This window comes from Burkholderia cepacia (assembly GCF_029962485.1).
Taxonomy (GTDB): Bacteria; Pseudomonadota; Gammaproteobacteria; order Burkholderiales; family Burkholderiaceae; genus Burkholderia.
Map to the genome: position 1 here is coordinate 1,507,454 of NZ_CP073637.1, position 25,205 is coordinate 1,532,658.

At 68.4% G+C, this 25,205-nt stretch carries 22 protein-coding genes; 14 read left to right on the top strand and 8 right to left on the bottom strand.

What is annotated here, in order from left to right:
* Nucleotides 1–129: 129 nt before the first annotated feature.
* The gene (locus KEC55_RS07000) at nucleotides 130–1,839 is read right to left on the bottom strand and encodes a glutamine--tRNA ligase/YqeY domain fusion protein (RefSeq protein WP_176047102.1); all 1,710 of its coding nucleotides are present in this window, start codon (nucleotides 1,837–1,839) and stop codon (nucleotides 130–132) included.
* A 253-nt stretch (nucleotides 1,840–2,092) separates the two neighbouring features.
* On the opposite strand from KEC55_RS07000, the gene KEC55_RS07005 reads away from it, so the two are divergent.
* Both KEC55_RS07005 and KEC55_RS07010 read left to right on the top strand, forming a co-directional pair.
* The gene (locus tag KEC55_RS07005) at nucleotides 2,093–2,302 is read left to right on the top strand and encodes an ornithine acetyltransferase (RefSeq protein ID WP_006497729.1); all 210 of its coding nucleotides are present in this window, start codon (nucleotides 2,093–2,095) and stop codon (nucleotides 2,300–2,302) included.
* A gap of 190 nt (nucleotides 2,303–2,492) precedes the next feature.
* The gene (locus tag KEC55_RS07010; protein ID WP_282507296.1) at nucleotides 2,493–3,041 is read left to right on the top strand and encodes an RBBP9/YdeN family alpha/beta hydrolase; all 549 of its coding nucleotides are present in this window, start codon (nucleotides 2,493–2,495) and stop codon (nucleotides 3,039–3,041) included.
* Between the two features lie 32 nt (nucleotides 3,042–3,073).
* On the opposite strand, the gene KEC55_RS07015 is transcribed toward KEC55_RS07010, so the two are convergent.
* Entirely contained in the window at nucleotides 3,074–4,294 is a 1,221-nt protein-coding gene (locus KEC55_RS07015; RefSeq protein ID WP_176047104.1) for a CaiB/BaiF CoA transferase family protein, read from the bottom strand.
* Between the two features lie 253 nt (nucleotides 4,295–4,547).
* Between KEC55_RS07015 and alaS the strand changes: the two genes are divergently transcribed.
* Nucleotides 4,548–7,172, top strand: a complete 2,625-nt coding sequence (gene alaS, locus KEC55_RS07020; RefSeq protein WP_282507297.1) for an alanine--tRNA ligase — start codon at nucleotides 4,548–4,550, stop codon at nucleotides 7,170–7,172.
* Nucleotides 7,173–7,303: 131 nt separating this feature from the next.
* On the opposite strand, the gene KEC55_RS07025 is transcribed toward alaS, so the two are convergent.
* Complete coding sequence (locus tag KEC55_RS07025; RefSeq protein WP_282507298.1) at nucleotides 7,304–8,218, bottom strand: LysR family transcriptional regulator; 915 nt, start codon at nucleotides 8,216–8,218, stop codon at nucleotides 7,304–7,306.
* Nucleotides 8,219–8,341: 123 nt separating this feature from the next.
* Here KEC55_RS07025 and KEC55_RS07030 point away from each other — a divergent pair, with 123 nt between their 5' ends.
* The 10 genes from KEC55_RS07030 to KEC55_RS07075 all read left to right on the top strand — a co-directional run bounded on the left by KEC55_RS07030 (nucleotide 8,342) and on the right by KEC55_RS07075 (nucleotide 17,585).
* On the top strand, nucleotides 8,342–9,604 hold the full coding sequence (locus tag KEC55_RS07030; protein ID WP_282507299.1) for a YbfB/YjiJ family MFS transporter: 1,263 nt from the start codon (nucleotides 8,342–8,344) through the stop codon (nucleotides 9,602–9,604).
* Nucleotides 9,605–9,901: 297 nt separating this feature from the next.
* Nucleotides 9,902–11,566 carry a ShlB/FhaC/HecB family hemolysin secretion/activation protein gene (locus KEC55_RS07035; protein WP_282507300.1) on the top strand — a complete coding sequence of 555 codons (1,665 nt, stop codon included), beginning with the start codon at nucleotides 9,902–9,904 and terminating at the stop codon, nucleotides 11,564–11,566.
* A gap of 25 nt (nucleotides 11,567–11,591) precedes the next feature.
* A complete protein-coding gene (locus tag KEC55_RS07040; protein ID WP_282507301.1) occupies nucleotides 11,592–11,867 on the top strand; it encodes a hypothetical protein in 276 nt (91 codons plus the stop codon).
* A gap of 72 nt (nucleotides 11,868–11,939) precedes the next feature.
* Complete coding sequence (locus tag KEC55_RS07045) at nucleotides 11,940–12,476, top strand: NUDIX domain-containing protein (protein WP_096470705.1); 537 nt, start codon at nucleotides 11,940–11,942, stop codon at nucleotides 12,474–12,476.
* A 139-nt stretch (nucleotides 12,477–12,615) separates the two neighbouring features.
* A complete protein-coding gene (locus KEC55_RS07050; protein ID WP_282507302.1) occupies nucleotides 12,616–13,053 on the top strand; it encodes an acyl-CoA thioesterase in 438 nt (145 codons plus the stop codon).
* Between the two features lie 9 nt (nucleotides 13,054–13,062).
* Nucleotides 13,063–13,998, top strand: coding sequence for a branched-chain amino acid ABC transporter permease (locus KEC55_RS07055; protein WP_282507303.1), 936 nt, complete (start codon nucleotides 13,063–13,065; stop codon nucleotides 13,996–13,998).
* Nucleotides 13,991–15,220: a branched-chain amino acid ABC transporter permease gene (locus KEC55_RS07060; RefSeq protein WP_282507304.1), complete on the top strand. Its 1,230-nt coding sequence runs from the start codon at nucleotides 13,991–13,993 to the stop codon at nucleotides 15,218–15,220. The genes KEC55_RS07055 and KEC55_RS07060 overlap by 8 nt, the downstream gene beginning before the upstream one ends.
* Nucleotides 15,217–15,969 (top strand): ABC transporter ATP-binding protein, encoded by a 753-nt coding sequence (locus KEC55_RS07065; RefSeq protein WP_282507305.1) that lies wholly within the window; start codon nucleotides 15,217–15,219, stop codon nucleotides 15,967–15,969. Before KEC55_RS07060 ends, KEC55_RS07065 begins: the two co-directional genes overlap by 4 nt.
* Entirely contained in the window at nucleotides 15,966–16,670 is a 705-nt protein-coding gene (locus KEC55_RS07070) for an ABC transporter ATP-binding protein (protein WP_282507306.1), read from the top strand. The genes KEC55_RS07065 and KEC55_RS07070 overlap by 4 nt, the downstream gene beginning before the upstream one ends.
* Nucleotides 16,671–16,838: 168 nt before the next feature.
* Nucleotides 16,839–17,585: an SDR family NAD(P)-dependent oxidoreductase gene (locus KEC55_RS07075; RefSeq protein WP_176047115.1), complete on the top strand. Its 747-nt coding sequence runs from the start codon at nucleotides 16,839–16,841 to the stop codon at nucleotides 17,583–17,585.
* A gap of 44 nt (nucleotides 17,586–17,629) precedes the next feature.
* Here the strand turns inward: KEC55_RS07075 and KEC55_RS07080 are convergent, their stop codons facing one another.
* The 5 genes from KEC55_RS07080 to KEC55_RS07100 form a co-directional block, all read right to left on the bottom strand.
* A complete protein-coding gene (locus KEC55_RS07080; protein WP_176047116.1) occupies nucleotides 17,630–18,124 on the bottom strand; it encodes a heme-degrading domain-containing protein in 495 nt (164 codons plus the stop codon).
* Between the two features lie 100 nt (nucleotides 18,125–18,224).
* Nucleotides 18,225–19,043, bottom strand: a complete 819-nt coding sequence (gene iolB / locus KEC55_RS07085) for a 5-deoxy-glucuronate isomerase (protein WP_282507307.1) — start codon at nucleotides 19,041–19,043, stop codon at nucleotides 18,225–18,227.
* 36 nt (nucleotides 19,044–19,079) lie between these two features.
* Nucleotides 19,080–20,009, bottom strand: a complete 930-nt coding sequence (gene iolE / locus KEC55_RS07090; protein ID WP_282507308.1) for a myo-inosose-2 dehydratase — start codon at nucleotides 20,007–20,009, stop codon at nucleotides 19,080–19,082.
* A gap of 62 nt (nucleotides 20,010–20,071) precedes the next feature.
* A complete protein-coding gene (iolD, locus tag KEC55_RS07095; protein WP_282507309.1) occupies nucleotides 20,072–21,955 on the bottom strand; it encodes a 3D-(3,5/4)-trihydroxycyclohexane-1,2-dione acylhydrolase (decyclizing) in 1,884 nt (627 codons plus the stop codon).
* A gap of 46 nt (nucleotides 21,956–22,001) precedes the next feature.
* Complete coding sequence (locus tag KEC55_RS07100) at nucleotides 22,002–23,960, bottom strand: bifunctional 5-dehydro-2-deoxygluconokinase/5-dehydro-2-deoxyphosphogluconate aldolase (RefSeq protein WP_282507310.1); 1,959 nt, start codon at nucleotides 23,958–23,960, stop codon at nucleotides 22,002–22,004.
* Between the two features lie 306 nt (nucleotides 23,961–24,266).
* Between KEC55_RS07100 and KEC55_RS07105 the strand changes: the two genes are divergently transcribed.
* Nucleotides 24,267–25,193: a sugar ABC transporter substrate-binding protein gene (locus KEC55_RS07105; protein ID WP_282507311.1), complete on the top strand. Its 927-nt coding sequence runs from the start codon at nucleotides 24,267–24,269 to the stop codon at nucleotides 25,191–25,193.
* The last annotated feature ends 12 nt before the right edge of the window (nucleotides 25,194–25,205 follow it).

Here is a 25,205-nt window from a genome sequence, read left to right on the forward strand (position 1 = left end):
AGGCGGGGCCGCGTTCGTGGCCGTGTTCCGCTTCGATGCACGCAATAAAAAAACCGGCCCTCGGGCCGGTTTTTTCATGGTCACGCGACGGTGGCTGTCGAAGCCGCCCGCCACGTGCGGAGCGGGCCGTCAGGCCGGCTTGCCCCAGCTGTCGCGCAGCCCGACGATCCGGTTGAACACCGGCTTGCCGGGCTTCGAATCGACACGGTCGGCAACAAAGTAGCCGTGGCGCTCGAACTGCAGGCGCGTTTCCGGTGCGATGTCGCCGTTACCCGGCTCCAGATAAGCCTGCACGATCTTCTTCGAATCGGGATTCAGCGCTTCGAGGAAGTTCGCGCCGCCGGCGTCCGGGTGCGGCTCCTTGAACAGGCGGTCGTAGATCCGCACTTCGGCCGGCTGCGCATGCTTCGCGCTGACCCAGTGGATGTTGCCCTTGACCTTGTACGTGTTCGCGCCTTCCGTGCCCGACTTGCTGTCCGGGAAGTAGTTGCAGTGCACGGCCGTCACGTTGCCGTCGGCGTCCTTGTCGAAGCCCGTGCATTCGATCACGTAGCCGTAGCGCAGGCGCACCTTGTTGCCCGGGAACAGGCGGAAATAGCCCTTCGGCGGGTTCTCGACGAAATCCTCGCGCTCGATCCACAGCTCGCGCGAGATCGGGAACGTGCGCACGCCGCGATCCGGGTGATGCGGATGCACGGGCGCCGTGCATGCTTCCTCGAGGTCTTCCGGATAGTTGTCGATCACGAGCTTCAGCGGATCGAGCACCGCGACCGTGCGCGCGGCCTTGTCGTCGAGGTCGTCGCGCAGCGCGCCTTCGAAGATGCTCATGTCGATCCACGAATCGATCTTGGTTACGCCGATCCGTTCGCAGAACAGGTGAATGCTCTCCGGCGTGAAGCCGCGACGGCGCACGCCGACGATCGTCGGCATCCGCGGGTCGTCCCAGCCGTCGACGTGACCTTCGGTGACGAGCTGCAGCAGCTTGCGCTTGCTGGTGATCGCGTACGTGAGGTTCAGGCGCGAGAATTCGATCTGTTGCGGCAGCGGGCGCGTGAACATGCCGGCTTCCGCGAGTTCGTTCAGCACCCAGTCGTACAGCGGCCGGTGATCTTCGAATTCGAGCGTGCACAGCGAATGCGTGATGCCTTCGAGCGCATCCGAGATGCAGTGCGTGTAGTCATACATCGGATACACGCACCACGCGTCGCCGGTGCGGTAGTGGTGCGCGTAGCGGATCCGGTAGATCACCGGGTCGCGCATGTTCATGTTCGGCGAAGCCATGTCGATCTTCGCGCGCAGCACGTGCTCGCCTTCCTTGAACTCGCCGGCCTTCATGCGGCGGAACAGGTCGAGGTTTTCTTCCGGCGTGCGCTCGCGGAACGGCGACGGCTTGCCGCCTTCCGTCAGCGAGCCGCGGTTCGCGCGCATTTCATCGGCGCTCTGGCTGTCGACATACGCCTTGCCGCGCTTGATCAGCAGCTCGGCGAACTCGTACAGCTTGTCGTAGTAGTCGCTCGCGAAATACTGATGATCGACCGCGTCCTTGCGCCAGTCGAAACCGAGCCAGCGCACCGCGTCGACGATCGAGTCGACGTACTCGACGCTTTCCTTTTCCGGGTTCGTGTCGTCGAAGCGCAGGTGGCACACGCCGCCGTAGTCGCGCGCGACGCTGAAGTTCAGGCAGATGCTCTTCGCATGGCCGATGTGCAGATAGCCGTTCGGCTCGGGCGGGAAGCGCGTCTCGACGCGTCCGCTCCATTTGCCGGTGCGGTTGTCGTCGTCGATGATGTTGCGGATGAAATTGGAAGCCGCGGGGGCGTCGTTGCGTTCGGTGCTCATGCGGTTGGCGTCAGGTTGTGTCGGCGCGTCGCGCCGGTTTAATCCTGTAATTCTACCTGACCGGGGTCCGTCCCGCGCGGCTTGCGGGTCCGGCACCGTGCGTTCGCGATGCGTACCGCAATATATCGAGTGTGTGTCGGCTGTAACACGACGTAAATCGGATTGCCCGCGCCGTTCGGGTTTTCCTATGATGGCTTTACCGATACAACGCCGCCATTCGTATTTTTTTCCGGGCGGAAGGAAGCCAATAACCATGATGAAGAAGACCACTTTTCTCGTTCGCACCGCGGTGATCGTCGCGGCCCTGTCGCAACTCGGCGCATGCGCGATGACGCATACGCAACGTAATGCCGGTATCGGTGCGGCCGCGGGCGGCGCGCTCGGCTACCTGATCACGGGCGGCCCGGTCGGCACCGTCGCCGGTGCGGCGGCAGGCGGCCTGGTCGGCGCCGGCGTCCGCTGATCGAAGCCGGCGGGCGCCCGCGACGCGGGTGCCGCTGAACGCCGGCCGGTCGTGACGCCGGTCCGAGCGCGTCACGACCCGCATGAATTTCACGCACATCCCCGGTTTTTGACAGGCAGCATCAGGGAGAGGAGGGTGTGCGACACTTCGTCGACGCCACATCACGATTCCAATCGTCGACGAATCCTCCATGAGCGACCCCTTCGTTTTCGTCCTGCCGGGCTACGGCAATTCCGGCCCGCTTCACTGGCAGAGCCGCTGGGAGCGTGCCGACGCGCGCTTTTCGCGAATCGCGATGCCCGACTGGGACCACGCGTTCCGCAACGGCTGGTGTCTCGCGCTCGACCGTGCGGTCGAAGCCGCGGGCGGCCCCGTACTGATTGCCGGCCACAGCCTCGGCACGCTGACCACCGCATGGTGGGCGACGCGCTATGCGCGCCCGGCTGCGCTCGCGAAAGTACGCGGTGCGCTGCTCGTCGCGTTGCCCGATCCCGCCGGGCCGGCGTTTCCGGCCGACGCGCACGGCTTCGGCCCGGTGCCGCACGAGCGGTTGCCATTTCCGACTTGCGTCGTCGCGAGCAGCGACGACCCGTACGGTTCGCTCGCATTCGCGCGCGGTTGCGCACACGCGTGGGGCAGTGAACTCCGCGAGATCGGCCCGCGCGGCCACATCAATGCGGACAGCGGGCTCGGCGACTGGCCGGCCGCCCGCGGCTGGCTCGACGCGCTCGCGCGGTAGGCGGGCGAGCGCCACCGCGCGAGCCTGACGCGTCAGATTGCCTGTTTCGCCTTCAGCGCGGCAATCCGCGCATCGTCGTAACCGAGCATGTCGCGCAGCACGTCGTCGGTCTGCGCGCCGAGCAGCGGCGGGGCCGTGCGCGCGTCGGGCGGCGTCGCGCTCATCCGGATCGGGTTGCGCACGAGCTTCACGTCCGCGCCGCACGGGTGCGGCAGCGACACCTGCATCCCGCGCGCGACCACCTGCTCGTTGTCGAACACTTCGTCGAGATCGTTGATCGGCCCGCACGGCACGCCGGCCGCTTCGAGCACGGCGATCCAGTCGGCCTTGCCGCGCGCCTTCACCATCTCCGCGAGGATCGGCACCAGCGTGTCGCGATGGCGCACGCGCGACGGATTCGTCGCGAAACGCTCGTCGTCGGCCAGCTCGGGCCGGCCGCCGGCCTCGACGAACTTGCGGAACTGCCCGTCGTTGCCGACCGCGACGATGATCCAGCCGTCGCTCGTCTGGAACGTCTGGTACGGCACGATGTTCGGATGCGCGTTGCCCCAGCGCACCGGCGGCTTGCCGCTCGCGAGGAAGTTGGTGTTCATGTTCGCGAGCAGCGCGACCTGCACGTCGAGCAGCGCCATGTCGATGTACTGGCCTTCGCCCGTCCGGTCGCGGTGCGCGAGCGCCGCAAGCACGGCGATCGTCGAATAGAGGCCCGTCGCGAGATCGGCGATCGCGACGCCGGCCTTCTGCGGGCCGCCGCCCGGCTCGCCGTCGCGCTCGCCGGTGATGCTCATGAAGCCGCCGATCCCCTGCACGATGAAGTCGTAGCCCGCACGGTGCGCGTACGGGCCCGTCTGGCCGAAGCCGGTGACCGAGCAATAGACGAGATCGGGCTTCACCGCGCGCAGCGAGTCGTAATCGAGCCCGTATTTCTTCAACTGGCCGACCTTGTAGTTCTCGAGCACGACGTCGCTTTGCGCGGCGAGTTCCCGCACGATCTGCTGGCCTTCGGGCGTCGCGATGTCGATTGTCACCGAGCGCTTGTTGCGGTTCGCCGCGAGGTAGTACGCGGCCTCGGCGGTATCCGCGCCGTCCGCGTCCTTCAGGTACGGCGGCCCCCAGTGACGCGTGTCGTCGCCGGCGCCGGGGCGCTCGACCTTGATCACGTCCGCGCCGAAATCGGCGAGCGTCTGCGCGCACCACGGGCCCGCGAGCACGCGGGTGAGGTCCAGCACGCGGATATGGCTCAGGGCACCCATCGTCGAATCGTCTCCTTTCATGGCTGGCCTGCCTTGTCAGGCAAGGCCGATTGGCATGCCGAGCATCTTAAGGCGAATCGGCCGTCCGGGTGGCCCACCCGGCCCGTCCGGAAGGCCGAGCCGCTTTGCCGGCGCTTTGCCCGGAAGCCGGCCCCGATCCCGTATAATCGATCGTTTCCGAATCCATGCCGTCGCGCGCCCGTCAAGGGCGCCGGCGTTTGAAGCCGTCTTTGCCAGACTGTCCCCGCACGCCATGAAAGCTGCCGAAATCCGCGAGAAATTCCTCAAATTCTTCGAATCGAAGGGCCACACGATCGTCCGGTCGTCGAGCCTCGTGCCCGGTAACGACCCCACGCTGATGTTCACGAACTCGGGCATGGTCCAGTTCAAGGACGTGTTCCTCGGCACGGATCCGCGCCCGTACTCGCGCGCCACGACGGCGCAGCGCAGCGTGCGCGCGGGCGGCAAGCACAACGACCTCGAGAACGTCGGCTACACGGCGCGCCACCACACGTTCTTCGAGATGCTCGGCAACTTCTCGTTCGGCGACTACTTCAAGCACGACGCGATCAAGTTCGCATGGGAGCTGCTGACCACGGTCTACCAGCTGCCGAAGGACAAGCTGTGGGTCACCGTCTACCAGGAAGACGACGAGGCGTACGACATCTGGGCGAAGGAAGTCGGCGTGCCGACCGAGCGCATTATCCGCATCGGCGACAACAAGGGCGCGCGCTACGCGTCGGACAACTTCTGGACGATGGGCGACACGGGCCCGTGCGGCCCGTGTACCGAAATCTTCTACGACCACGGCCCGGACGTGTGGGGCGGCCCGCCGGGATCGCCTGAAGAAGACGGCGACCGCTACATCGAGATCTGGAACCTCGTGTTCATGCAGTTCAACCGCGACGCGCAGGGCAACATGACGCGCCTGCCGAAGCAGTCGGTCGACACCGGCATGGGCCTCGAGCGTCTCGCCGCGGTGCTGCAGCACGTGCACAGCAACTACGAGATCGACCTGTTCCAGAACCTGATCAAGGCCGCCGCGCGCGTGACCGAGATCAGCGACCTCACGAACAACTCGCTGAAGGTGATCGCCGATCACATCCGCGCGTGCTCGTTCCTGATCGTCGACGGCGTGATTCCCGGCAACGAAGGCCGCGGCTACGTGCTGCGCCGGATCGTGCGCCGCGCGATCCGCCACGGCTACAAGCTCGGCCGCAAGGGTTCGTTCTTCCACAAGCTGGTGGCCGACCTCGTCGCCGAGATGGGCGTCGCGTATCCGGAGCTGAAGGAAGCCGAACAGCGCGTGACCGACGTGCTGCGCCAGGAAGAAGAGCGCTTCTTCGAGACGATCGAGCACGGCATGTCGATCCTCGAAGCCGCGCTGGCGGATGTCGAAGCGAAGGGCGGCAAGGTGCTCGACGGTGAGCTCGCGTTCAAGCTGCACGATACCTACGGCTTCCCGCTCGACCTCACGGCCGACGTGTGCCGCGAGCGCGGGATGACGGTCGACGAGCCGGCATTCGACGACGCGATGGCGCGCCAGCGCGAACAGGCGCGCGCGGCCGGCAAGTTCAAGGCCGCGCAGGGCCTCGAATACACGGGCGCGAAGACCACGTTCCACGGCTACGAGGAAATCGCGTTCGACGACGCGAAGATCGTTGCGCTGTACGTCGACGGCTCGTCGGTCAACGAAGTGAAGACCGGCCAGGATGCGGTCGTCGTGCTCGACCACACGCCGTTCTACGCGGAATCGGGCGGCCAGGTCGGCGACCAGGGCGTGCTCGCGAACGCCGCGACGCGCTTTGCGGTGGCCGACACGCTGAAGGTGCAGGCCGACGTGATCGGTCATCACGGCACGCTGGAGCAGGGCACGCTGAAGGTCGGCGACGTGTTGCGCGCGGAAATCGACGCGCATCGCCGCGCCCGCACGCAGCGCAACCACTCGGCCACCCATCTGATGCACAAGGCGCTGCGCGAAGTGCTCGGCGCGCACGTGCAGCAGAAGGGTTCGCTGGTCGACGCGGAAAAGACCCGTTTCGACTTCGCGCACAACGCGCCGATGACCGACGACGAAATCCGTCGTGTCGAGCAGATCGTCAACAACGAGATCCTGGCCAACGCGCCGGGCATCGTGCGCGTGATGCCGTACGACGAAGCGGTGAAGGGCGGCGCGATGGCGCTGTTCGGCGAGAAGTACGGCGACGAAGTGCGCGTGCTCGACCTCGGTTTCTCGCGTGAACTGTGCGGCGGCACGCACGTGAGCCGCAGCGGCGACATCGGCTTCTTCAAGATCGTCGTCGAAGGCGGCGTCGCGGCCGGCATCCGCCGTGTCGAGGCGATCACCGGCGACAACGCGGTGCGCTACGTGCAGGATCTCGACGCGCGCGTGAACGAAGCCGCGGCCGCGCTGAAGGCGCAGCCGTCGGAGCTCACGCAACGCATCGCGCAGGTGCAGGACCAGGTGAAGTCGCTCGAGAAGGAGCTGGGCGCGCTGAAGTCGAAGCTCGCGTCGAGCCAGGGCGACGAGCTCGCGCAGCAGGCCATCGAAATCGGCGGCGTGTACGTGCTGGCCGCGACGCTCGACGGCGCCGACGCGAAGACGCTGCGCGAAACGGTCGACAAGCTGAAGGACAAGCTGAAGAGCGCGGCGATCGTGCTGGCGGCCGTCGAAGGCGGCAAGGTCAGCCTGATCGCAGGCGTCACGCCGGACGCGAGCAAGAAGGTCAAGGCCGGCGAGCTCGTGAACTTCGTCGCGCAGCAGGTCGGCGGCAAGGGCGGCGGCCGGCCGGACATGGCGCAGGCAGGCGGCACCGAGCCGGCCAACCTGCCGGGCGCGCTGGCCGGCGTGAAGGGCTGGGTCGAAGAGCGGCTCTGATCGTCACGTCATCGATGCGACGCCGTTTCACTGACGGCATCGCATGAGTTAAAAGACGACCCGATCGGCGGATGCCGGTCGGGTCGTTTCGTTTGTGCGCGTCGATCGATGCGGCGGCGCGTGAACACGGGTCAGGCTGTCGCGGTCACCGGTGGCTTCGTCTCGTCGGCAGGCCGCTGCACGGCCTCCGTGAGCGCATCGCGCAGCGCGGCGAGGGCAGCCGACGCGTACCCCTGCCGCCACGCGAGCAGCGTGTCGATGCCCTCCAGTTCGGGGATGACGTGCGCGGCAATGTTGCCGGTCTCGGGCTGCAAGTCGAGCACCGAACGCGGCGCGACCGCAACGCCAGCGCCGGCCGCGACACACGCGACGATCGCGTGATACGAGCCGAGTTCGAGCACGCGCGCTGGCTTCACGCCATGCGCCGCATACCACCGCTCGACGTACTTGCGATACGTGCAGCCGCGCTCGAACGCGATCAGCGTCGGCAGGATCACGTCACGCGGCGTGCGTACCGGCGGATGGCCGCGCGGCGTCAGCAGCACGAGATTCTCGCGGAAGATCGGCACCGTCTCGAACGTGTCGGGCAGCGTGCCCGGCTCGGGCGGGCGCGCGAACAGCGCGGCATCGATCTCGAAGTCGCGCACCCGGTCGATCAGCCAGCCCGTCGTGCCCGTCTGCAGTTCGAGCGACACATCGGGCCATGCGTGGTGATAGTGCGCGAGTATGGTCGGCAGCCGGCTCGCGGCCGTGCTTTCCATCGTGCCGAGCCGCAGCCGGCCACGCGGCGTGTCCTCGCGCACGGCGTCGCGCGCCTCATCGGCGAGCGCGAGCAGGCGCTCCGCATACGGCAGCAGCGTGTGCCCGGCCGGCGTCAGGACCAGCCGACGGCCGTCGCGCACGAACAGCGCCGCGCCGAGTTCTTCCTCGAGCTGCTTGATACGCGTCGTGACGTTCGACTGCACGCGATTGAGCTTGGCCGCCGCACGCGTCACGCCGTTCTCGCGCACGACCGCCCGGAATATCGCCAGCGCGGCCAGATCCATGATTCTCTCCAAGGGATGAGTCGATTCTCAATTATTCATTTTTCGAGAACGTTTGGTCAAGCTACGATGGAAGCATTCCGATTCCCGATCCGGCCGGCGCGCTGAGTGCCGACCGCTGCCGCCATGTCCCGCTTCGATGCCCCGACCGCCGCTGCCGGCGCGCTTTCGTCAGATCAGGCCGACCGCCGTGCCCGCGCGGCCGCGCTGGCCTGCATGATCGGTCTCGCCGTCGTGCTCGGCGTCGGCCGCTTCGCGTTCACGCCGTTGTTGCCGCTGATGCTCGCCGACGGCTCGATCGGCCTGAAGGCGGGCGGCTGGCTCGCATCGGCGAACTACGCGGGTTACTTTGTCGGCGCGGTCAGTTGCGCGGCGCTGCGGGTCGCGCCTGCGCGGATGGTCCGCTTCGGGCTCGTGACCACCGTGCTGCTGACGGCCGCGATGGGCGTCGGCCACCTGCTGCCCGTGTGGCTCGCGGTGCGCTTCGTCGCGGGCGTCGTCAGCGCGTGGACGTTCGTGTTCGTGTCGCAATGGGGATTGCGGCGTCTGGTCGAGCTGCATGCGCCGGAGTGGAGCGGCGTGATCTACGCGGGGCCCGGTGTCGGCATCGTGCTGACGGGGCTGATCGGCAGCGCGCTGGCCGGTCAGCGTGCGGCGTCGGGCTGGCTGGGCTTCGCGGCGCTGTCGGCCGTGCTGTCGGTTGCGATCTGGCGCACGTTCGGCACGGCGCCGGCGCATGCGGCACCGCCATCCGTCGCCGCGCCGCATGCGGCCGCCGGCGCGACGGCAGCGTCGACGGCACCGGCTTCCGGCATGCGAAGCCGTCGCACGGACGCCGCGTGGCTCGTCGCGCTGTACGGGGCGCCGGGCTTCGGCTACATCATCACCGCGACGTTCCTGCCGGTGATCGCGCGCGCCGCGCTGCCGGCCGGTTCGCCGTGGCCCGACCTGTTCTGGCCGATGTTCGGCGTGGCGCTGATCGTCGGTGCGATTTCGGCCGCGCGGCTGCCCGGGCACTGGGACAACCGGTTGCTGCTGGCGGCCGGCTGCGCGACGCAGGCGCTCGGCATCGTGGCCGGGATCGTGTGGCCGAACGCGACCGGATTCTCGGTCGGCAGTGCGTTGCTCGGCCTGCCGTTCACCGCGATCACGCTGTTCGCGATGCGCGAGGCGCGACGCCTGCACGGCGAGCGCGCGGCCGGGCTGATGGGCTATGCGACCGCGTCGTACGGGATCGGGCAGATTCTGGGGCCGCTCGTCGCGGCGCCGCTGGTTGCGCGGTACGCATCGTTTACGCCGGTACTGTGGCTCGCAGCCGCGGTGCTGCTGGTTGGCGCGGGGGGCTTTGCGGTGAACGCCGGCGCAAGCCGGGGTCGAACAGGAAAGTGAATAGGACTGCGATGGTTCTATCTGAGCCAGCCGATACGCGTCTCAATTTGAACGAAAAAGGCTGCGCAGATTTCGTACTTGATCTAGATACACACAGACTATCCATCTGTAGCATGCCGCGGATCATTTGATTGCCGGAGCGTGTTCGGCATTTCGACTCGGGTAGTGTGACGCATGTGGGTAGATCTAGTTGGAATCGCGGTCCGTCGCCGGGGCGATATCGGCCGCTGTCGGGTTGCCGGCTCCCGCGCGGATGGCGGGTGTAGCGAGGGTATTGAGGTCCGCGGCATCCCGTGCATGGCCGTGGGCGTCGGCCGTGCGATGTGCATGTCGCTGTTGTGCGGAGCGGGCGCCGCGAGCCTGCCCGGGCATGCGTCTGCGCAGGCACCGAACGCCGGAGCCGCGATACGCGACGTCGAAACGTCACGGCCGAATCTGCCGCCGGAAGCCGCGCCCGATCTCGAGATCGTCCCGTCCGGCGCCGCCGCGCAGCCGCTACCCGAAACCGGGCCTCGCGTTCTGGTACGCACGTTCGAGATCGGCGGCAATACCGTGTTCGACAACGCAACGCTGCAGGCATGCGTTGCCGATCTGGCCGGCGAGACGCTGGGCTTCGCCGACCTGCAGCGTGCGGCAGAGCGGATCACCACCTACTATCGCGAGCGCGGCTACGTGCTCGCGCGTGCCTATCTTCCGAAGCAGGAGATCGATGGCGGCGTCGTGCGTATCGAAGTCGTCGAAGGGCGCTACGGCCGCATCGAGATCCAGAACCATTCCCGCGTATTCGACGCCGTGCTGCGTCAGCCGCTCGCCGCATTGCGTGCGGGCGATGTCGTGCACGGCTCCAGTCTGGAGCGCAGCCTGTTGCTGGTCGACGATCTGGCGGGTGTCGGCGCGCGCGGCACGCTGCGCCCCGGCGAGATGCCCGGCACGACCGATCTCGTCGTCGACACCGAGCGCGGGGCGCCTGCATCCGGATCGCTCGAATTCGACAACTTCGGCGACGTGGCGACGGGGCGTTACCGCCTCGGCGGCAGTGTCGACGTCAACGCGCCGTTGCGTCTCGGCGATCGTCTGAGCCTGCGCGGGGTCGTCAGCAACGAGCGGCAACGTTATTACCGCGCCGGCTATCAGGTGCCGGTCGGGCCGGCGTCGACGCGCGTCGGCGTCGCGTATTCGTCGCTGCATTACCGGCTTGCCGGCAGGTTTTCCGACCTCGAGGCGAGTGGGCGCGCGAGCGTGCAGACCGTCTACGTCGCGCAACCGATCGTGCGTGCGCGCAATCTCGGCCTGACCGCGCAGGTTCAGTACGAAAACAAGAACCTGCATGACGAATACCGCGTCTTTTCGCAGCGCAACGACAAGAACGTCGGCTTGTGGACATTCGGGCTCAGCGGGAACAGCCAGGATGGCTGGATGGGCGGCGGCCGCAACGGTTTCTCCGTGATGTTCGGCATCGGGCGCTTGCGCAGCAACGATGCGTTGAAAGCGAACGATCTGACGAAGGCGATCGGCAGCTTCACGAAGCTGAACCTGAACGTGCAGCGCATTCAGGCCGTGGGCGGCCGGTTCCAGGTGTATGCGCAGGCCAGTGCGCAGCTTGCGTCGCGCAATCTCGATTCATCGGAGAAATTCAGCCTCGGCGGCCCATACGGCGTGCGCGCCTACGCGCTCGGCGCCGGTAGCGGCGATCAGGGCTGGCAGGCCAGCGCGGAGTTGCGTTATCTCGCCGCGCCGGGATGGCAGGTCAGCACATTTGTCGACGCGGGTTACGTGCAGCTCAACCGGCGTCCGTGGACACATGAGCGCAACAAGCAACATTTGCAGTCGGCGGGATTGAGCGCGAACTGGTACGGCACGAATCGTCAGGTCACGCTGACGGCTGCATTGCCGCTCGGCGGGGGAGGCGATTCGCCGACCCGCGCGCCGGGTGTGTGGGTTCAGGCCGCTCGGTACTTCTGAGCGTGCTGATCGTCGCCCGTCTTGGATGGACGCGCACGCGCACAACGGCGGCCTGCTGAAGGCGGATGGCTGCGAGGTGCTGATGACGGTGCGGGCGGCGAACGGGTTGCTGAACGCGGTAGTGAACAACAGCGGGACGATCGAGGCGCACGGGCTGGATGCGCGAGACGGGAAGATCGTGCTGGACGGCGGTCGAGTGGCGGCGAGCGGTGCGAAGGCAGCGATGACGGTCAACGCGGCGGCCACGCGGGCGTCCGTTCGAACGGGCGGCGGCTGGCCGCCGGCAAACTCGCTAGAATGAAGCCTTTCCCGCGCCGAGCGGGTGCGCGGGCAGCCGGGAGGCGGCCGTCCGGCGCTCGCCAGATCCTCACCGATGACCACCGCCGACTACCGCTTTTGCCCGCGCTGCGCGAGCCCGCTGACCGAGCGCGCCGATCCCGACCATGAAGGCGGCCGCATTCGCCAGGCTTGCCCCGACGACACCTGCGGCTATGTGCACTGGAACAACCCGCTGCCCGTCGTCGCCGCGATCGTCGAACTCGACGGCAAGATCCTGCTCGCACGCAACGCGGCCTGGCCCGAGGGGATGTTCGCGCTGATCACCGGTTTCCTTGAAAACGGCGAAACGCCCGAGGACGGCATCGCGCGCGAGGTGTTCGAGGAAACGGCGCTGAAGGCCGAGCACGTGTCGCTCGTCGGCGTGTACGAATTCATCCGCAAGAACGAGCTGATCATCGCGTACCACGTGCGTGCGTCGGGCACGGTCGCGCTGTCGCCGGAACTGCTCGAATACCGGCTCGTCGATCCGCCGCTGCTGCGCCCATGGCGCGCCGGCACGGGCGTCGCGCTCGCCGACTGGATGCGTGCGCGCGGCCTCGATTTCGAGTTCGTCGACCGGCCGGGCCAGTGACGGGCCGGCCTGCCCGCAGGGTGTCGTCCGCCGCGCCGCGAGCGATCGCGCCGCGGCGTTCCGCTTTTCGCCGGCGTGCCGTGCCGCACGGCCGCCGCGCGTCGTCCTCGTCGTTCCCATCGTCCTGACCGCCATCGCCATGTCCGACAAGCCGCAGCCGCGTCCGCGCGACGCCTATCGCCACTTCCTGCCGATCACGACCCGCTGGATGGACAACGACGTCTACGGGCACGTGAACAACGTCGTCTACTACAGCTACTTCGACACCGTCGTGAACGAGTACCTGATCCGCGCGGGCGTGCTCGACGTCGAGCACGGGCAGACGATCGGGCTGGTCGTCGAGACGCAGTGCAACTACTTCGCGCCGCTCGTGTTCCCGCAGTCGGTCGATGCGGGGCTGCGTGTCGTGAAGCTCGGCACGTCGAGCGTGCGCTACGAGGTCGGCCTGTTCGCGCAGGGCCACGCATCGCCGGCCGCGCAGGGGCATTTCGTGCACGTGTACGTCGATCGCGGGACACGCCGCCCCGTGCCGCTGCCCGACACGCTGCGCGCCGCGCTCGAACCGCTCACGGCCTGACGGCTCGCGGTGCACGCGTTCGCGCTCCAGGTCTTCAACGGCCTCAGCTACGGCTTGCTGCTGTTCATGCTGTCGGCCGGCCTCACGCTCATCTTCAGCGTGCAGGGCGTGCTCAACTTCGCCCATGCGAGCTTCTACATGCTCGGCGCGTATGTCGGCTACAGCATCGCGGCCCAGGCGGGCTTCTGGCCGGCGCTCGTGCTCGCGCCGCTTGCGGTCGGGCTGCTCGGCGCCGGCTGCGAACGCACGCTGCTGCGCCGCGTGCAGGCGCACGGCCATACCAACGAACTGCTGCTGACCTTCGGTCTCGCGTACCTGATCGGCGAGGGCGCGAAACTCGTCTGGGGCCTCGCGCCATTGCCGGCGCCCGTGCCGCCGTTGTTCGACGGTGCGCCCGTGAGCGTCTTCGGCCTCGCGTTGCCGCGCTACCGGCTGTTCATGATGGCGATGTCCGCGACGATGCTGGTCACGCTCGGCGCGCTGCTGCGCGCGTCGCGCATCGGGCTCGTCGTACGTGCGGCGCTCACGCATCGTGCGGCCGTCGAGGCGCTCGGCTACGACGTGCCGCGCGTGATGACGGGCCTGTTCGGCGCCGGCACCGCGCTCGCGGCGCTCGCCGGCGTGATCGGCGCGCCGCTCGCGGTGATCGAACCCGCGCTGGCCGAGACCGTCGGGTCGGTCGTGTTCGCGGTCGTCGTGATCGGCGGGCTCGGCTCGCTCGGCGGCGCGTTCGTCGCATCGCTCGCGGTCGGTTTCGCGCAGACCTTCGCGGCCGCGAGCGACACGTCGCTGCGCGACCTCGCTTTATGGGCCGGTATCGCGTTGCCCGACAGCGTGGCTGCGGTGTCGATCGCGCAACTTGCGCCGCTGGTGCCGTACCTGCTGCTCGTCGCGGTGCTGGTCGCGCGGCCGCGCGGGTTGTTCGGAGAACGGGTCGATGCGTAGCCGCGTGCTCGCCGGATGCACGCGCTGGGCGCTGTTCGCCGCGTGCTTCGTGCTGCCCGCGTGGCTGTGGCCGCATGGCGCGGTGCTCGGCTATCTTGCGCAGACGGCTGCGCTCGTCGTGCTCGCGCTGTCGTACAACCTGCAGCTCGGCACGACCGGGCTGCTGTCGTTCGGGCATGCGGCGTTCGCGGGCCTCGGCGCGTTCGCGGCCGCGCACTGGTTCAACCACATGGGCGGCCCGCTGCCGTTGTTGCCGCTCGTCGGCGGCGTGGCCGGCGCGGGATTCGGATTCGCCGCCGGGTTGCTCGCGACACGCCGTTCCGGCACCGCGTTCGCGATGATCACGCTCGGGCTCGGCGAATGCGTCGCGGCCGCCGCGTGGAGCGTGCCGGCGTGGTTCGGCGGTCTCGGCGGCGTGCCGATCGACCGCGCGAGCGGCACGCCGTGGGGCAACTGGCATTTCGGTGCACCGGCACACGCGTACACGGTGATCGCCGCGTGGTGCGTCGTGTCGGCGTGGGCCATGCACGCGCTGACGCGCACGCCGCTCGCGCGGCTCGCGAACGCGGTGCGCGACAACCCGGCGCGCGTCGCCGCGCTCGGCACCGATCCGCGCCGCGTCCGGCTCGCGATGGTCACCTGTGCATCGTTCTTCGCGGGTATCGCGGGCACACTGACGTTGATCGACATCGAGATCGCGACGCCCGACAGCATGTCGATGGCGCGCTCGGCAACCGTGCTGATCGCCGCGGTGATCGGCGGCACCGGCGCGTTCTTCGGGCCGGCGGCCGGCGCCGCGGTGTTGACCGCGCTGAGCATCGGCGTCGCGGGCGTGTCGCGCGCGTGGGCGCTGTATCTCGGCGTGCTGTTCGTCGCGATCGTCGTGGTCGCGCCGGGCGGGATCGCGGGCATCGCGCAGGCACTCGCACACGCGATGCGACGCGATGCCCCGGCGGCCGAGCGGTGGCGGATGTTGTGCGCCATCGGCGCGTGCCTGTTCTGGGGCGTTGCGATCGTCTGCGCGGCCGAGCTCGGTTATGCATGGCGCTTCGCGCAGGACGACGGCACGGGCCTCGCATTCGGCGCGTGGGGCATTGATGCCGATACGCCGGTCGGCTGGGCCGTCGCGTGCTCGGCGGCCGGCATCGGCACGCTGCTTTGGGGCTGGCGCGCGCGGTTCGTGCACGGCAGCCAGGCCGGCAAGCGGGAGGACGCGCGATGAACGGCAACGCGATCGCGCTGCATGGCGTCGTGCAGCGTTTCGGTGCGCAGACCGTGCTCGACGGTGTCGAACTGAGTATCGCGGCCGGCGAGCGCCATGCGCTGATCGGGCCAAACGGCGCGGGCAAGTCGACGCTGTTCGGCGTGATTGCCGGTGCGACACGGCCGACGCGCGGGCGGGTCGTGCTGCACGGCGTCGACCTGCGCGGGCGCGGGCCCGTTGTCGCGAGCCGCCTCGGCATCGGCCGCAGTTTCCAGCAAACGAGTGCGTTCGCGCGGCTGACCGTATTCGACAACCTGCGCTGCGCGGCGCTGCATGCGCCGGCCGAACGGCGGCGCTGGTGGAACCGGCTGCGCGAATCGGCGTCGGTCGATCTCGCGGCCGAGCGTGTGCTGCACGACATCGGGCTCGATGCGCGGCGCGACACGTTGGCCGCCGAACTGAGCTATGCGGAACAGCGCGCGCTCGATCTCGGGATCGCGCTCGCGAGCGGCGCGCGCACGCTGCTGCTCGACGAGCCGACGGCCGGCATGAGCCGCGCGCAGGCGGCGCGGATGATCGCGCTGATCCGCGCGACGACGCAGGGTCGCACGGTGCTGATGATCGAGCACGACATGGACGCGGTGTTCGGTTTCGCCGAACGCATCACGGTGCTCGTACGCGGCACGGTGGTCGCGACCGGCGCGCCCGATGCAATCCGTGCCGATCCGCGCGTGCGCGCCGCGTATCTGGGCGAGGGGCGCGCATGAGCGCACTGCTCGACATTCGCGGCCTGCGCGCGTGGTACGGATTGCAGCCCGTGCTCGACGGCGTCGATCTCGCGCTTGCGCCGGGCGAGACGCTCGCGCTGCTTGGCCGCAACGGCTCGGGGCGCTCGACACTCGCGAAGGCCGTGATGGGGCTCGTGCGCACGACTGGCTCGGTGCGCATCGCCGGCACCGAATGCGTGGGCGCGCGGACGTTCGAGATTGCGCGGCACGGTGTCGCTTACGTTGCCGAAAGCCGCGACGTGTTCCCGCTGCTGACGGTACGCGACAACCTGCGGCTCGGGCTGCGCGGTGTCGGCGGTGCGGCCGAACGCGCGGCGCTCGACCGCCTGTTCGACCGTTTTCCGCTGCTGGCCGCGCGCGCGGACGTGAAAGCCGGGCGGTTGTCGGGCGGCGAGCAGCAGGTGCTCGCGCTGGTGCGCGCGCTGGCCGGCCGCCCGCGCGTGCTGATCGTCGACGAGCCGGCCGAAGGGCTCGCGCCGCTCGCGGTCGACGAAGTCGGCGCCTGCCTGGCCGCGCTGCAGGCCGATGGCGTCGCGATCCTGCTGATCGAGCAGCGGCTGCAGTTCGCGCCGCGGCTCGCACGGCGCGTCGCGGTGATGGGGCGCGGACGGATCGTCTACGACGGCGCGCTCGACGGCCTCGGCGGCGAGGTCGCCAATGTGTGGCTGAGCGCCGGCTGACGGCACGCGATCGATTGTTCGGCAAACTCCGCCAGTCAATTCGTTGCGAGCCGCTTTATCGCTGCCGCGCCGCACAGTAAATTTCCAGTCATGCCGGTTGCCGCAGCAACGCATCCACGCGGCAAACGGCGCCAACCATCGAACGTCTTCTGACTGAGGAATGAAATCATGAGCAAGCTGGCAGGCAAGGTCGCGATCGTCACGGGCGCCTCGAAGGGCATCGGCGCGGCCATCGCGAAGGCACTGGCCGTCGAAGGCGCGGCGGTCGTCGTCAACTACGCGAGCAGCAAGGCAGGCGCCGACGCGGTCGTGAGCGCGATCGTCGAAGCCGGCGGCCGTGCGGTCGCGGTCGGCGGCGACGTGTCGAAGGCAGCCGACGCGCAGCGCATCGTCGATACGGCGATCGACACGTACGGCCGTCTCGACGTGCTCGTCAACAATTCCGGCGTGTACGAATTCGGGGCGATCGAAGCGATCACCGAGGAGCACTATCGCCGGCAGTTCGACACGAACGTGTTCGGCGTGCTGCTGATGACGCAGGCAGCCGTCAAGCATCTCGGCGAAGGCGCGAGCATCGTCAACATCAGCTCGGTGGTGACCAGCATCACGCCGCCGGCCAGCGCCGTGTACAGCGGCACGAAGGGTGCGGTCGACGCGATCACCGGTGTGCTCGCGCTCGAACTCGGCCCGCGCAAGATCCGCGTGAACGCGATCAACCCCGGCATGATCGTGACCGAAGGCACGCACAGCGCGGGCATCATCGGTTCGGATCTCGACAAGCAAGTGCGCAGCGAGACGCCGCTCGGCCGCCTCGGCGAGCCGGACGACATCGCGTCGGTGGCCGTGTTCCTCGCGTCGGACGATGCCCGCTGGATGACCGGCGAGCACCTCGTCGTGAGCGGCGGGTTGAACTGATCCTGCGGGACTGAGCGATCGGCGCGCGTGCGCCGATCGCGTCGTTACGCGAGCATCGCCAGCGCGTTCGCGCCGACGTGCCATTGCAGGCACTCGACGACGAGCGCGTGATTGTCTTCGGAATCGAGCCCCGCGATCGTCATCGCGCCGACGATGCCGGCCCCGGCAATCCGCAACGGCACGCCGCCGCCGTCGAGCGCATAGTCGTCGGCGGACAATCCCTGCGACTGCAGCGACCAGCCGGCGCGGCGAAAGCGCGCGCCGACCGCGAGCGAACTCAGGCCGAAACGCAACACGGTGTTCTGCCGGCGGCGGATCGCGTCGCTGTCGTTTGCGCCGCTGCCGTCGAGCGCACAGTAGAACAACGGCGCTTGCTCGCCGACGATACTCACCGCGATCGGCAGCCCGCGCCGTGACGCGAGGTTGACCGCGATTTCCCCCATCCGCCGGGCGACGGCCGCATTGAAACGCGGCAGCGCCGGATTCGACGCGTCGTCGTCGAAGGCGTGGGGTTCGAGGCGAAAGTGGGTCGTCACCATGGCGGCTCCGTGGCGTCGCCGGCTCAGTGTGCGCGTGCCGGTCGTCGCGTCGTCACGGGCCGCGCGCGGGCCCGTCTTCCGTTCAATGCTTCAGCGTTCTTCAGCTTTTCGGCGCCGCATCGATCATCCACTCGTGCGCGGGATCGTTCTTGAACGCCCATGCGCGGCTCGGCCCGGCCATCACGTTCAGGTAGTACAGGTTGTAGCCGTGCGGTGCGACGACCGGGTGATAGCCGCGCGGCACCATTACGACGTCGTGGTTCTCGACCGCGCACGCTTCGTCGAGGCTGCGGTCGTCCGTGTACACGCGCTGGAATGCGAAGCCCTGCGGCGGATCGATCCGGTGATAGTAGGTTTCCTCGAGCGACGTCTCGTCGGGCGCCGCGTCGCGATCGTGCTTGTGTGGCGGATAGCTGCTCGAGTGGCTCGCCGGCGTGACGACTTCGACGACGAGGAGGCGCTCGGCCGCCGGGTTGTCGCCCATCAGGATGTCGCACACGTAGCGCGTGTTGGTGCCTTGCCCGCGCACCGAACGGCGCATCCGTTCGCCGTCGAGACGCCGCACGGGCTTGTCGCCGCTCGCGTACGGCGCGGTGCACAGTGCGATTTCCGCATCGCGCGTCGCGACCAGCGTGACGGTCTTGCCGCCCGGCACGTACAGCGCGTCCGGCGACATTTCCTCGAACACGCTGTCGCGCTTGCCGAGCGCGTCGTAGGTTTCGCCATCGACTTCGGCACGCACGGTGCCCGTCAGCACGACCACGCACAGCTCGCGCACGCCGGTGTCGAGCATTTCGGTATCGCCGGCCTTCAGGCGCAGCGCGCGAAAGCCGACATGCTTCCAGCCGGCCGATTCCGGCGTGACGTTGCAGATTTCGCGCTCAGGCGACGCTTTGACCAGCAGGGGAGAAATCGTCATGGGGTGGGGCTCCGCAATAGGGTAGGGCTCAAGCGCTCACGCACTCAACCGGTCGACGATCGCGCGCAGCGATTCGTAGCCCTTCTTCGCATAGGCATAGCTCGGCGCGACGGCCGGATCCTGCTCGGCCTCGACGACGAGCCAGCCTTCGTAGCCGGCGTCCTTCAGCGTGCGCAGCGTCGCGTCGTAATCGAGCGCGCCGTCGCCCGGCACCGTGAACGTGCCGTTGATCACGCCGTTCAGGAAGCTCCAGCCGCCGTTGCGCGCCTGTGTGACGACCTGCGGCCGCACGTCCTTGCAGTGCACGTGCGCGACGCGCGACACGTGCTTCTTCAGCAGCGTCACCGGATCGGCCGCGCCGCCGAAATACGCATGGCCCGTGTCGAACAGCAGGAACACCTTCGCCGGATCGGTCAGCGCCATCAGGCGGTCGACGTCGTCGGGCGACTCGACGTACGCGCCCATGTGGTGATGGTAGGCGAGCTTGATCCCGTAGGTCGCGAGCAGGTGCGCACCGAACGCGTCGAGGCGCGCCGCGTAGCGCTGCCAGGCGTTGTTGTCGACGAAGCGCGGCCGTTTCGCGACCGGTGTGTCGATGCTGCCCTGGATCGTGCCCGCGCATTCGCCGTAGACCACGACCTTCACGTCGTTGAACTGCAGCTTCGTCATGTGCGCGCGGCAGCGCTCGATTTCCGCGGCGACCGCATCGGCGTCGCTCATGCCGGGCGCGACTTCCGCGAGGAAGCCCGAATACCAGCCGGACACGCACACGAGACCGAATTCGGCGAGCTTCGCCTTCAACTCGGGGCCCGTCTTCGGAAACTTGTTGCCGAGCTCGAAGCCCGCGTAGCCGATTTCGGCGCCTTCCTTCAGTGCCGTTTCGAGCGGCGTCTCGCCGCCGAGCGACGGCAGGTCGTCGTTCATCCACGACAGGGGATTGATGCCGATGCGGACGTTCCAGCTCATGACGTGCTTCCTTGGTTCGGATGTGTTTTTGCGCGGGGCGGGTTCGTGGGCAGCGTGCGCCATCAGCGCCGCTGCCGGGTTTTCGCGTCGAGATACGCGCGGTGCGCGCCGTCGACGCCGGTGCGTTCGGATACCTGCGGCACCGCGACCTCCCACCACGCGCCGCCGTCGTCGGTCGTGCGCTGGTGCGTGGTGTCGATCACGAGCACCTGGCTCGTCTTCGCCGCACGGGCGCGCGTCATTTCGCGGCGCAGTTCGGCGATGTCGCGTACGTGCACGGCTTCGGCGCCCATCGCGCGCGCATGCATCGCGAAGTCGATCGTCGAGCGTTCCCCGCATTCGGGCACGCAATCGTCGAGCATGTTGTTGAAGCTTGCGCCGCCGCAGTTCAGCTGCAGCCGCTCGATGCAGCCGTAGCCGCGGTTGTCGAGGATCACGACGATGATCTTGCGGCCGAGCATCACGGAGGTGGCGAGCTCCGCGTTGAGCATCATGTACGAGCCGTCGCCGACGATCACGATCACTTCGCGTTCGGGGCGTGCGAGCTTCGCGCCGAGGCCGCCCGCCACTTCATAGCCCATGCACGAGTACGCATAGTCCATGTGATAGTTGCCCGGCACGCCGCTGCGCCACAGCTTGTGCAGTTCGGCCGGCAGCGTGCCGGCCGCGCAGACGACGAGGTCGTCGCGCGCGCTGTCGCGTCCCGCGTCGGCTGCGGAGTCGCGCACCGCGCCGATCACTTCCGCGTCGTACGGCAGCGTATCCTTCGGGATGCGCGTCGTCAGTTCGGTCACGCGTGCGTTCCACGCGGCGGCCTGGTCGCGGTTCGCTGCCGTCCAGGCGGGGTCGGCTTGCCAGCCGGCCAGTGCGGCCGACAACTGGCCGAGGCCGGTACGTGCGTCGGCGATCAATTGCCGCCCGCGTTTCTTGCCGGCGTCGAACGGCTGCACGTTCAGGCTCAACAGCGTCGCGTTGCCGAACAGCGCATGCGAGCCGGTCGTGAAATCCTGCAGCCGCGTGCCGACCGCGAATACGACATCGGCCTGCGCGGCCGCGCGGTTCGCGGCGGGCGAGCCCGTCACGCCGATCGATCCGAGGTTCAGCGGGTGATCCCACGCGAGGCTGCCCTTGCCGGCCTGCGATTCGGCGACCGGCACGCCATGCGCGTCGGCGAACGCGCGCAGCGCGTCCCACGCCTGGCTGTACAGCACGCCGCCGCCGGCGACGATCAGCGGCTTCTTCGCGGCCTTCAGCACGTCGAGTGCGTCGGCGAGTTCGAGCGCGTCGGCCGGCGGCCGGCGCATCCGGATCACCGGCGGCGCGAAGAAATCCTCGGGCCAGTCGTACGCGAAAGTCTGCACGTCCTGCGGTAGCGCGAGACACACGGGGCCGCACTGCGCGGGGTCGGTCATCACCTGGATCGCGCGCGGCAGTGCGACGAGCAGTTGCTCGGGCGACGTGATGCGGTCGAAGTAGCGCGTCACGGGGCGGAAGCAGTCGTTCGCGCTGACGTCGCCCTGTTCGAAATCCTCGACCTGCTGCAGCACGGGGTCGGGCAGCCGCGACACGAACACGTCGCCGGGCAGCAGCAGCAGCGGCAGCCGGCCGACGTGCGCAAGCGCGGCCGACGTCAGCATGTTGGTCGCGCCGGGGCCGATGCTCGACGTCGCGGCCATCATCCGCTGGCGGAAATTCGCTTTCGCGAACGCGACGGCCGCATTCGCCATCCCTTGCTCGTTGTGCGCGCGGAACGTCGGCAGCCGGTTCTTCTCGGCATGCAGCGCTTCGCCGAGCCCGGCCACGTTGCCGTGGCCGAAGATCGCGAACACGCCGCCGCAGTACGGCAGGATTTCGGTGCGGCCGTCGGGCTGGACGACTTCGGCGCGCAGGGCGGCCAGGTAGCGCACGAGTGCCTGGCTGACGGTCAGTCTCACGGTGGTGGTCATCGTCGGTCGATAGAGAGGAGTCGGGTGGTCGTCACGGGCACATGCATCAGGCTGCTGCGGCGGCGCGCGCGGCGGCACGGCGCCCGAGCCACGCGTCGACCAGTTGCGTGAAGTTGCCGGCGACTTCGTCGATCAGCGCCTGGTCGTCGATGCGGCCGGCGAACCAGTTCAGCGATGCATCGGCCCACAGCGTGCGCCCGACCATGAAGCCCTTGACGATCGGGTTGGTCGCCGAGCGGAAGCTGTCGACGAGGTATTGCAACGGCTGGTTCAGGCCGAGGATCACCGCTCCGCGGCAGTGCGGGTCGCGCTCGGCGATCAGCGCGGCGAGCCGCGTCCAGCCGTCCGCGCTCAGCGGCGTGAGCTTCCACCATTCGGGCTTCACGCCGAGGTTGTAGAAGCGCGCGACCGTGCGCAGCACCGCGTCGTCCTCGGTGCCGGCCGGCGTGACCGCGCGCGGCGGAATCATTTCGAGCAGCAGCTCGTTGCCGCTGGCCCGCGTGGCTTCCCACAGTTCCAGCACGCGCTGCTCCTGCTCGACGCGCAGGTCGACGTCGTCGTCGGGATGGTAGTGGACGAGGCATTTCACGACCTGTTCGGTCGGCCAGTGCGTGAGCGACGAGCCGACCGAGCGCGTCTCGTCGAAACGCAGCGGCCGCGAGCCCGGCAGCTCGACCGGGCGGCCGACCCACCAGCCGCGTCCAGTGGCCGACGCGAGTGCGTCGCTGCCGTAGGCGCCGCCGTCGATCAGCACGCCGACGTGGCCTTCGATATGACGATCGCGTTCGACCTGTTCGACCGCGCGCACGAGCAGGCGCTTCAGCGTCTTGATCCGCGCTTCGTCCGCGCCGGCCTGCACCGCGAGCTCGTAGAACTGGCTGCGGTGGTCGAACGCCATCACGCACAGGTCGTCCCAGTCGCGGCGCGGCACCGTCACGCGATGCAGGTGCGCGAGCGTGCGGTCGGCGTCGACCACCGGATTGCGGCTGCCGTCGAACCAGTGCGCGAGTTCGGCCGGCGTCGGCATCGCGGCCGAGCACGCGTGGCGCGACACGACGATCGCGCCGCACGCGTTCGCGATGCGCGTCGCTTCGGCCCAGTCGCTCCCGCGCAGTAGCTCCGACAGTAGGCCCGACAGGAATGCGTCGCCCGCGCCGAGCACGTTGAGCACCTCGACGCGTTCGCCGAGGAAGGTCGGCGCGGCATCGATGCTGGCCGGAATGTCGCCTTCGATCACGCAGCAGCCGAGCGCGCCGCGTTTGACGACCAGCGTTGCGTTCGTGATCTTGCGTACCGCCTGCAACGATCCGATCAGGTCGTGCGGCACGCCGCCCGCGATCAGGAATTCCTCTTCGGTGCCGACCAGCAGGTCGAATTCACCGAGCACCTGCTGCAGCTGCCGCGTTACCTGCGCGTCCGGCACGTAGCGGTTCTCGCCCGCGCCGCGCGCGGTCAGCCCCCACAGCACGGGCCGGTAGTCGATGTCGAGGATCCGCACGACGCCGTGGCGGCGCGCATAGCCGAGCGCGGTCAGCGACGCCTCGCGTGTGCCCGGTGTCGAAAGATGCGTGCCGGTGATCGCGAGCGCCCGGCAGCCGGCGATGAAGTCCTCGCGGATCTCGTCGGCGCGCACGGCCATGTCCGCGCAGTTCTCGCGCACGAACAGCAGCGGGAACGTGTCGCGATCCTTCAGCCCGAGCAGCACCAGCGCGGTGAGGCGCTCGCTGTCGGTCTGCAACTGGCTCGTGTCGCAGCCTTCGCGCTCGAGCGTCTCGCGCAGGAAGCGGCCCATCTGCTCGTCGCCGACGCGCGAAACCATCGCGGTCTTCAGCCCGAGCCGCGCGACGCCGAACGCGACGTTGCCCGACGAGCCGCCGAGATACATCTGGAAGCTGCGCGCATCTTCGAGGCGGCTGCCGTACTGCTGCGCATAGAGATCCACGGCCACGCGGCCGAGGCAGGCGAGATCGATGGGGCGGTCACTCGGAAAGTTCAGCTGGCTCATATCACGTGTCACGCTCGCGGCCGGCGGTCGGCGTTGCCGGCAGATTAGGGGACCGATCCTTTGGGCGCACGCCGTGACGTGCGCTGCACGACGCGAGACTGCCTGCCGCAGGGAATCGGGCTACGGACGCAGTCTAGACTTTTTGGAAATCCAGTTCCCTAGGTGAAATCACGTAGAAATAAATTTCCAAATCGTAGAGGAAGTGATCTACAGTTTCATCCGGATGCTTCAGTCCGTATCGGACTCGGCCCGGCGGCGCGCAACGCGCCGTCTTCCGCCCCCCGGAGATGAGGAGACAGATTGATCATGAAGACCAAGCTGATGGCCGTCGCGGCCGCCGCGATCCTGGCTGCGCCGCTCGCGCATGCCGAGAAGATCGGCGTGACGATGGCGTCGTTCGACGACACGTTCCTGACCATCCTGCGCAACAGCATCACCGACGCAGCGAAGAAGGACGGTGCGACGGTGCAGATCGAGGACGGCGGCAACGACGTCGGCAAGCAGTTGAGCCAGGTCCAGAACATGATCGCGCAGAAGGTCGACGCGATCATCGTGAACGCGGTCGATACCGACGCGACGCCGAAGATCACGAAGATGGTGACGGCCGCGAAGATCCCGCTCGTCTACGTGAACCGCAAGCCGGTCGATTTCGACAAGCTGCCGGCCGGCGTCGCGGTCGTCGCGTCCGACGAAAAGCAGTCGGGCACGCTGCAGGCGCGCCAGGTGTGCAAGCTGCTCGGCGGCAAGGGCGACCTCCTCGTGCTGATGGGCGAGCTGTCCAACGAATCGGCGCGCGCCCGCACCAAGGACATCGAGGACGTGATCGCGACGAAGGACTGCTCGGGCATGAAGATCGTCGACAAGCGCGAAGGCAAGTGGAGCCGCACGCAGGGCCAGGACATCACGATGAACTGGCTGAGCTCCGGGACGAAGTTCGACGCGATCATCTCCAACAACGACGAGATGGCGATCGGTGCGATCAACGCGCTGAAGGCCGCGCGCAAGTTGACGCCGAAAACCGTCGTCGCGGGTATCGATGCGACGCCGGACGGCCTCGCGTCGATGAAGGCCGGCGAGCTGAAGGTGTCGGTCTACCAGAACGCGGTCGGGCAGGGCGCGCAGTCGGTGGCCGCCGCGCTGAAGCTCGCGAAGAAGCAGCCGGTCGACCGCTACGTGAACGTGCCGTTCGAGCTCGTGACGCCCGAGAACATGAACCAGTACGCCAAGCACTGACCGGCGGTCCGT

What these genes read in the sequence shown, in the direction of transcription:
- KEC55_RS07000 (WP_176047102.1), bottom strand. Translation starts at nt 1,839, where the DNA reads ATGAGCACCGAACGCAACGACGCCCCCGCGGCTTCCAATTTCATCCGC.
- alaS (WP_282507297.1), top strand. Translation starts at nt 4,548, where the DNA reads ATGAAAGCTGCCGAAATCCGCGAGAAATTCCTCAAATTCTTCGAATCG.
- KEC55_RS07105 (WP_282507311.1), top strand. Translation starts at nt 24,267, where the DNA reads ATGAAGACCAAGCTGATGGCCGTCGCGGCCGCCGCGATCCTGGCTGCG.
- iolD (WP_282507309.1), bottom strand. Translation starts at nt 21,955, where the DNA reads ATGACCACCACCGTGAGACTGACCGTCAGCCAGGCACTCGTGCGCTAC.
- KEC55_RS07075 (WP_176047115.1), top strand. Translation starts at nt 16,839, where the DNA reads ATGAGCAAGCTGGCAGGCAAGGTCGCGATCGTCACGGGCGCCTCGAAG.
- KEC55_RS07080 (WP_176047116.1), bottom strand. Translation starts at nt 18,124, where the DNA reads ATGGTGACGACCCACTTTCGCCTCGAACCCCACGCCTTCGACGACGAC.
- KEC55_RS07065 (WP_282507305.1), top strand. Translation starts at nt 15,217, where the DNA reads ATGAACGGCAACGCGATCGCGCTGCATGGCGTCGTGCAGCGTTTCGGT.
- KEC55_RS07005 (WP_006497729.1), top strand. Translation starts at nt 2,093, where the DNA reads ATGATGAAGAAGACCACTTTTCTCGTTCGCACCGCGGTGATCGTCGCG.
- KEC55_RS07015 (WP_176047104.1), bottom strand. Translation starts at nt 4,294, where the DNA reads ATGGGTGCCCTGAGCCATATCCGCGTGCTGGACCTCACCCGCGTGCTC.
- KEC55_RS07050 (WP_282507302.1), top strand. Translation starts at nt 12,616, where the DNA reads ATGTCCGACAAGCCGCAGCCGCGTCCGCGCGACGCCTATCGCCACTTC.
- KEC55_RS07070 (WP_282507306.1), top strand. Translation starts at nt 15,966, where the DNA reads ATGAGCGCACTGCTCGACATTCGCGGCCTGCGCGCGTGGTACGGATTG.
- iolB (WP_282507307.1), bottom strand. Translation starts at nt 19,043, where the DNA reads ATGACGATTTCTCCCCTGCTGGTCAAAGCGTCGCCTGAGCGCGAAATC.
- KEC55_RS07040 (WP_282507301.1), top strand. Translation starts at nt 11,592, where the DNA reads ATGGACGCGCACGCGCACAACGGCGGCCTGCTGAAGGCGGATGGCTGC.
- KEC55_RS07035 (WP_282507300.1), top strand. Translation starts at nt 9,902, where the DNA reads ATGGCCGTGGGCGTCGGCCGTGCGATGTGCATGTCGCTGTTGTGCGGA.
- KEC55_RS07060 (WP_282507304.1), top strand. Translation starts at nt 13,991, where the DNA reads ATGCGTAGCCGCGTGCTCGCCGGATGCACGCGCTGGGCGCTGTTCGCC.
- KEC55_RS07010 (WP_282507296.1), top strand. Translation starts at nt 2,493, where the DNA reads ATGAGCGACCCCTTCGTTTTCGTCCTGCCGGGCTACGGCAATTCCGGC.
- KEC55_RS07030 (WP_282507299.1), top strand. Translation starts at nt 8,342, where the DNA reads ATGTCCCGCTTCGATGCCCCGACCGCCGCTGCCGGCGCGCTTTCGTCA.
- KEC55_RS07025 (WP_282507298.1), bottom strand. Translation starts at nt 8,218, where the DNA reads ATGGATCTGGCCGCGCTGGCGATATTCCGGGCGGTCGTGCGCGAGAAC.
- KEC55_RS07045 (WP_096470705.1), top strand. Translation starts at nt 11,940, where the DNA reads ATGACCACCGCCGACTACCGCTTTTGCCCGCGCTGCGCGAGCCCGCTG.
- iolE (WP_282507308.1), bottom strand. Translation starts at nt 20,009, where the DNA reads ATGAGCTGGAACGTCCGCATCGGCATCAATCCCCTGTCGTGGATGAAC.
- KEC55_RS07100 (WP_282507310.1), bottom strand. Translation starts at nt 23,960, where the DNA reads ATGAGCCAGCTGAACTTTCCGAGTGACCGCCCCATCGATCTCGCCTGC.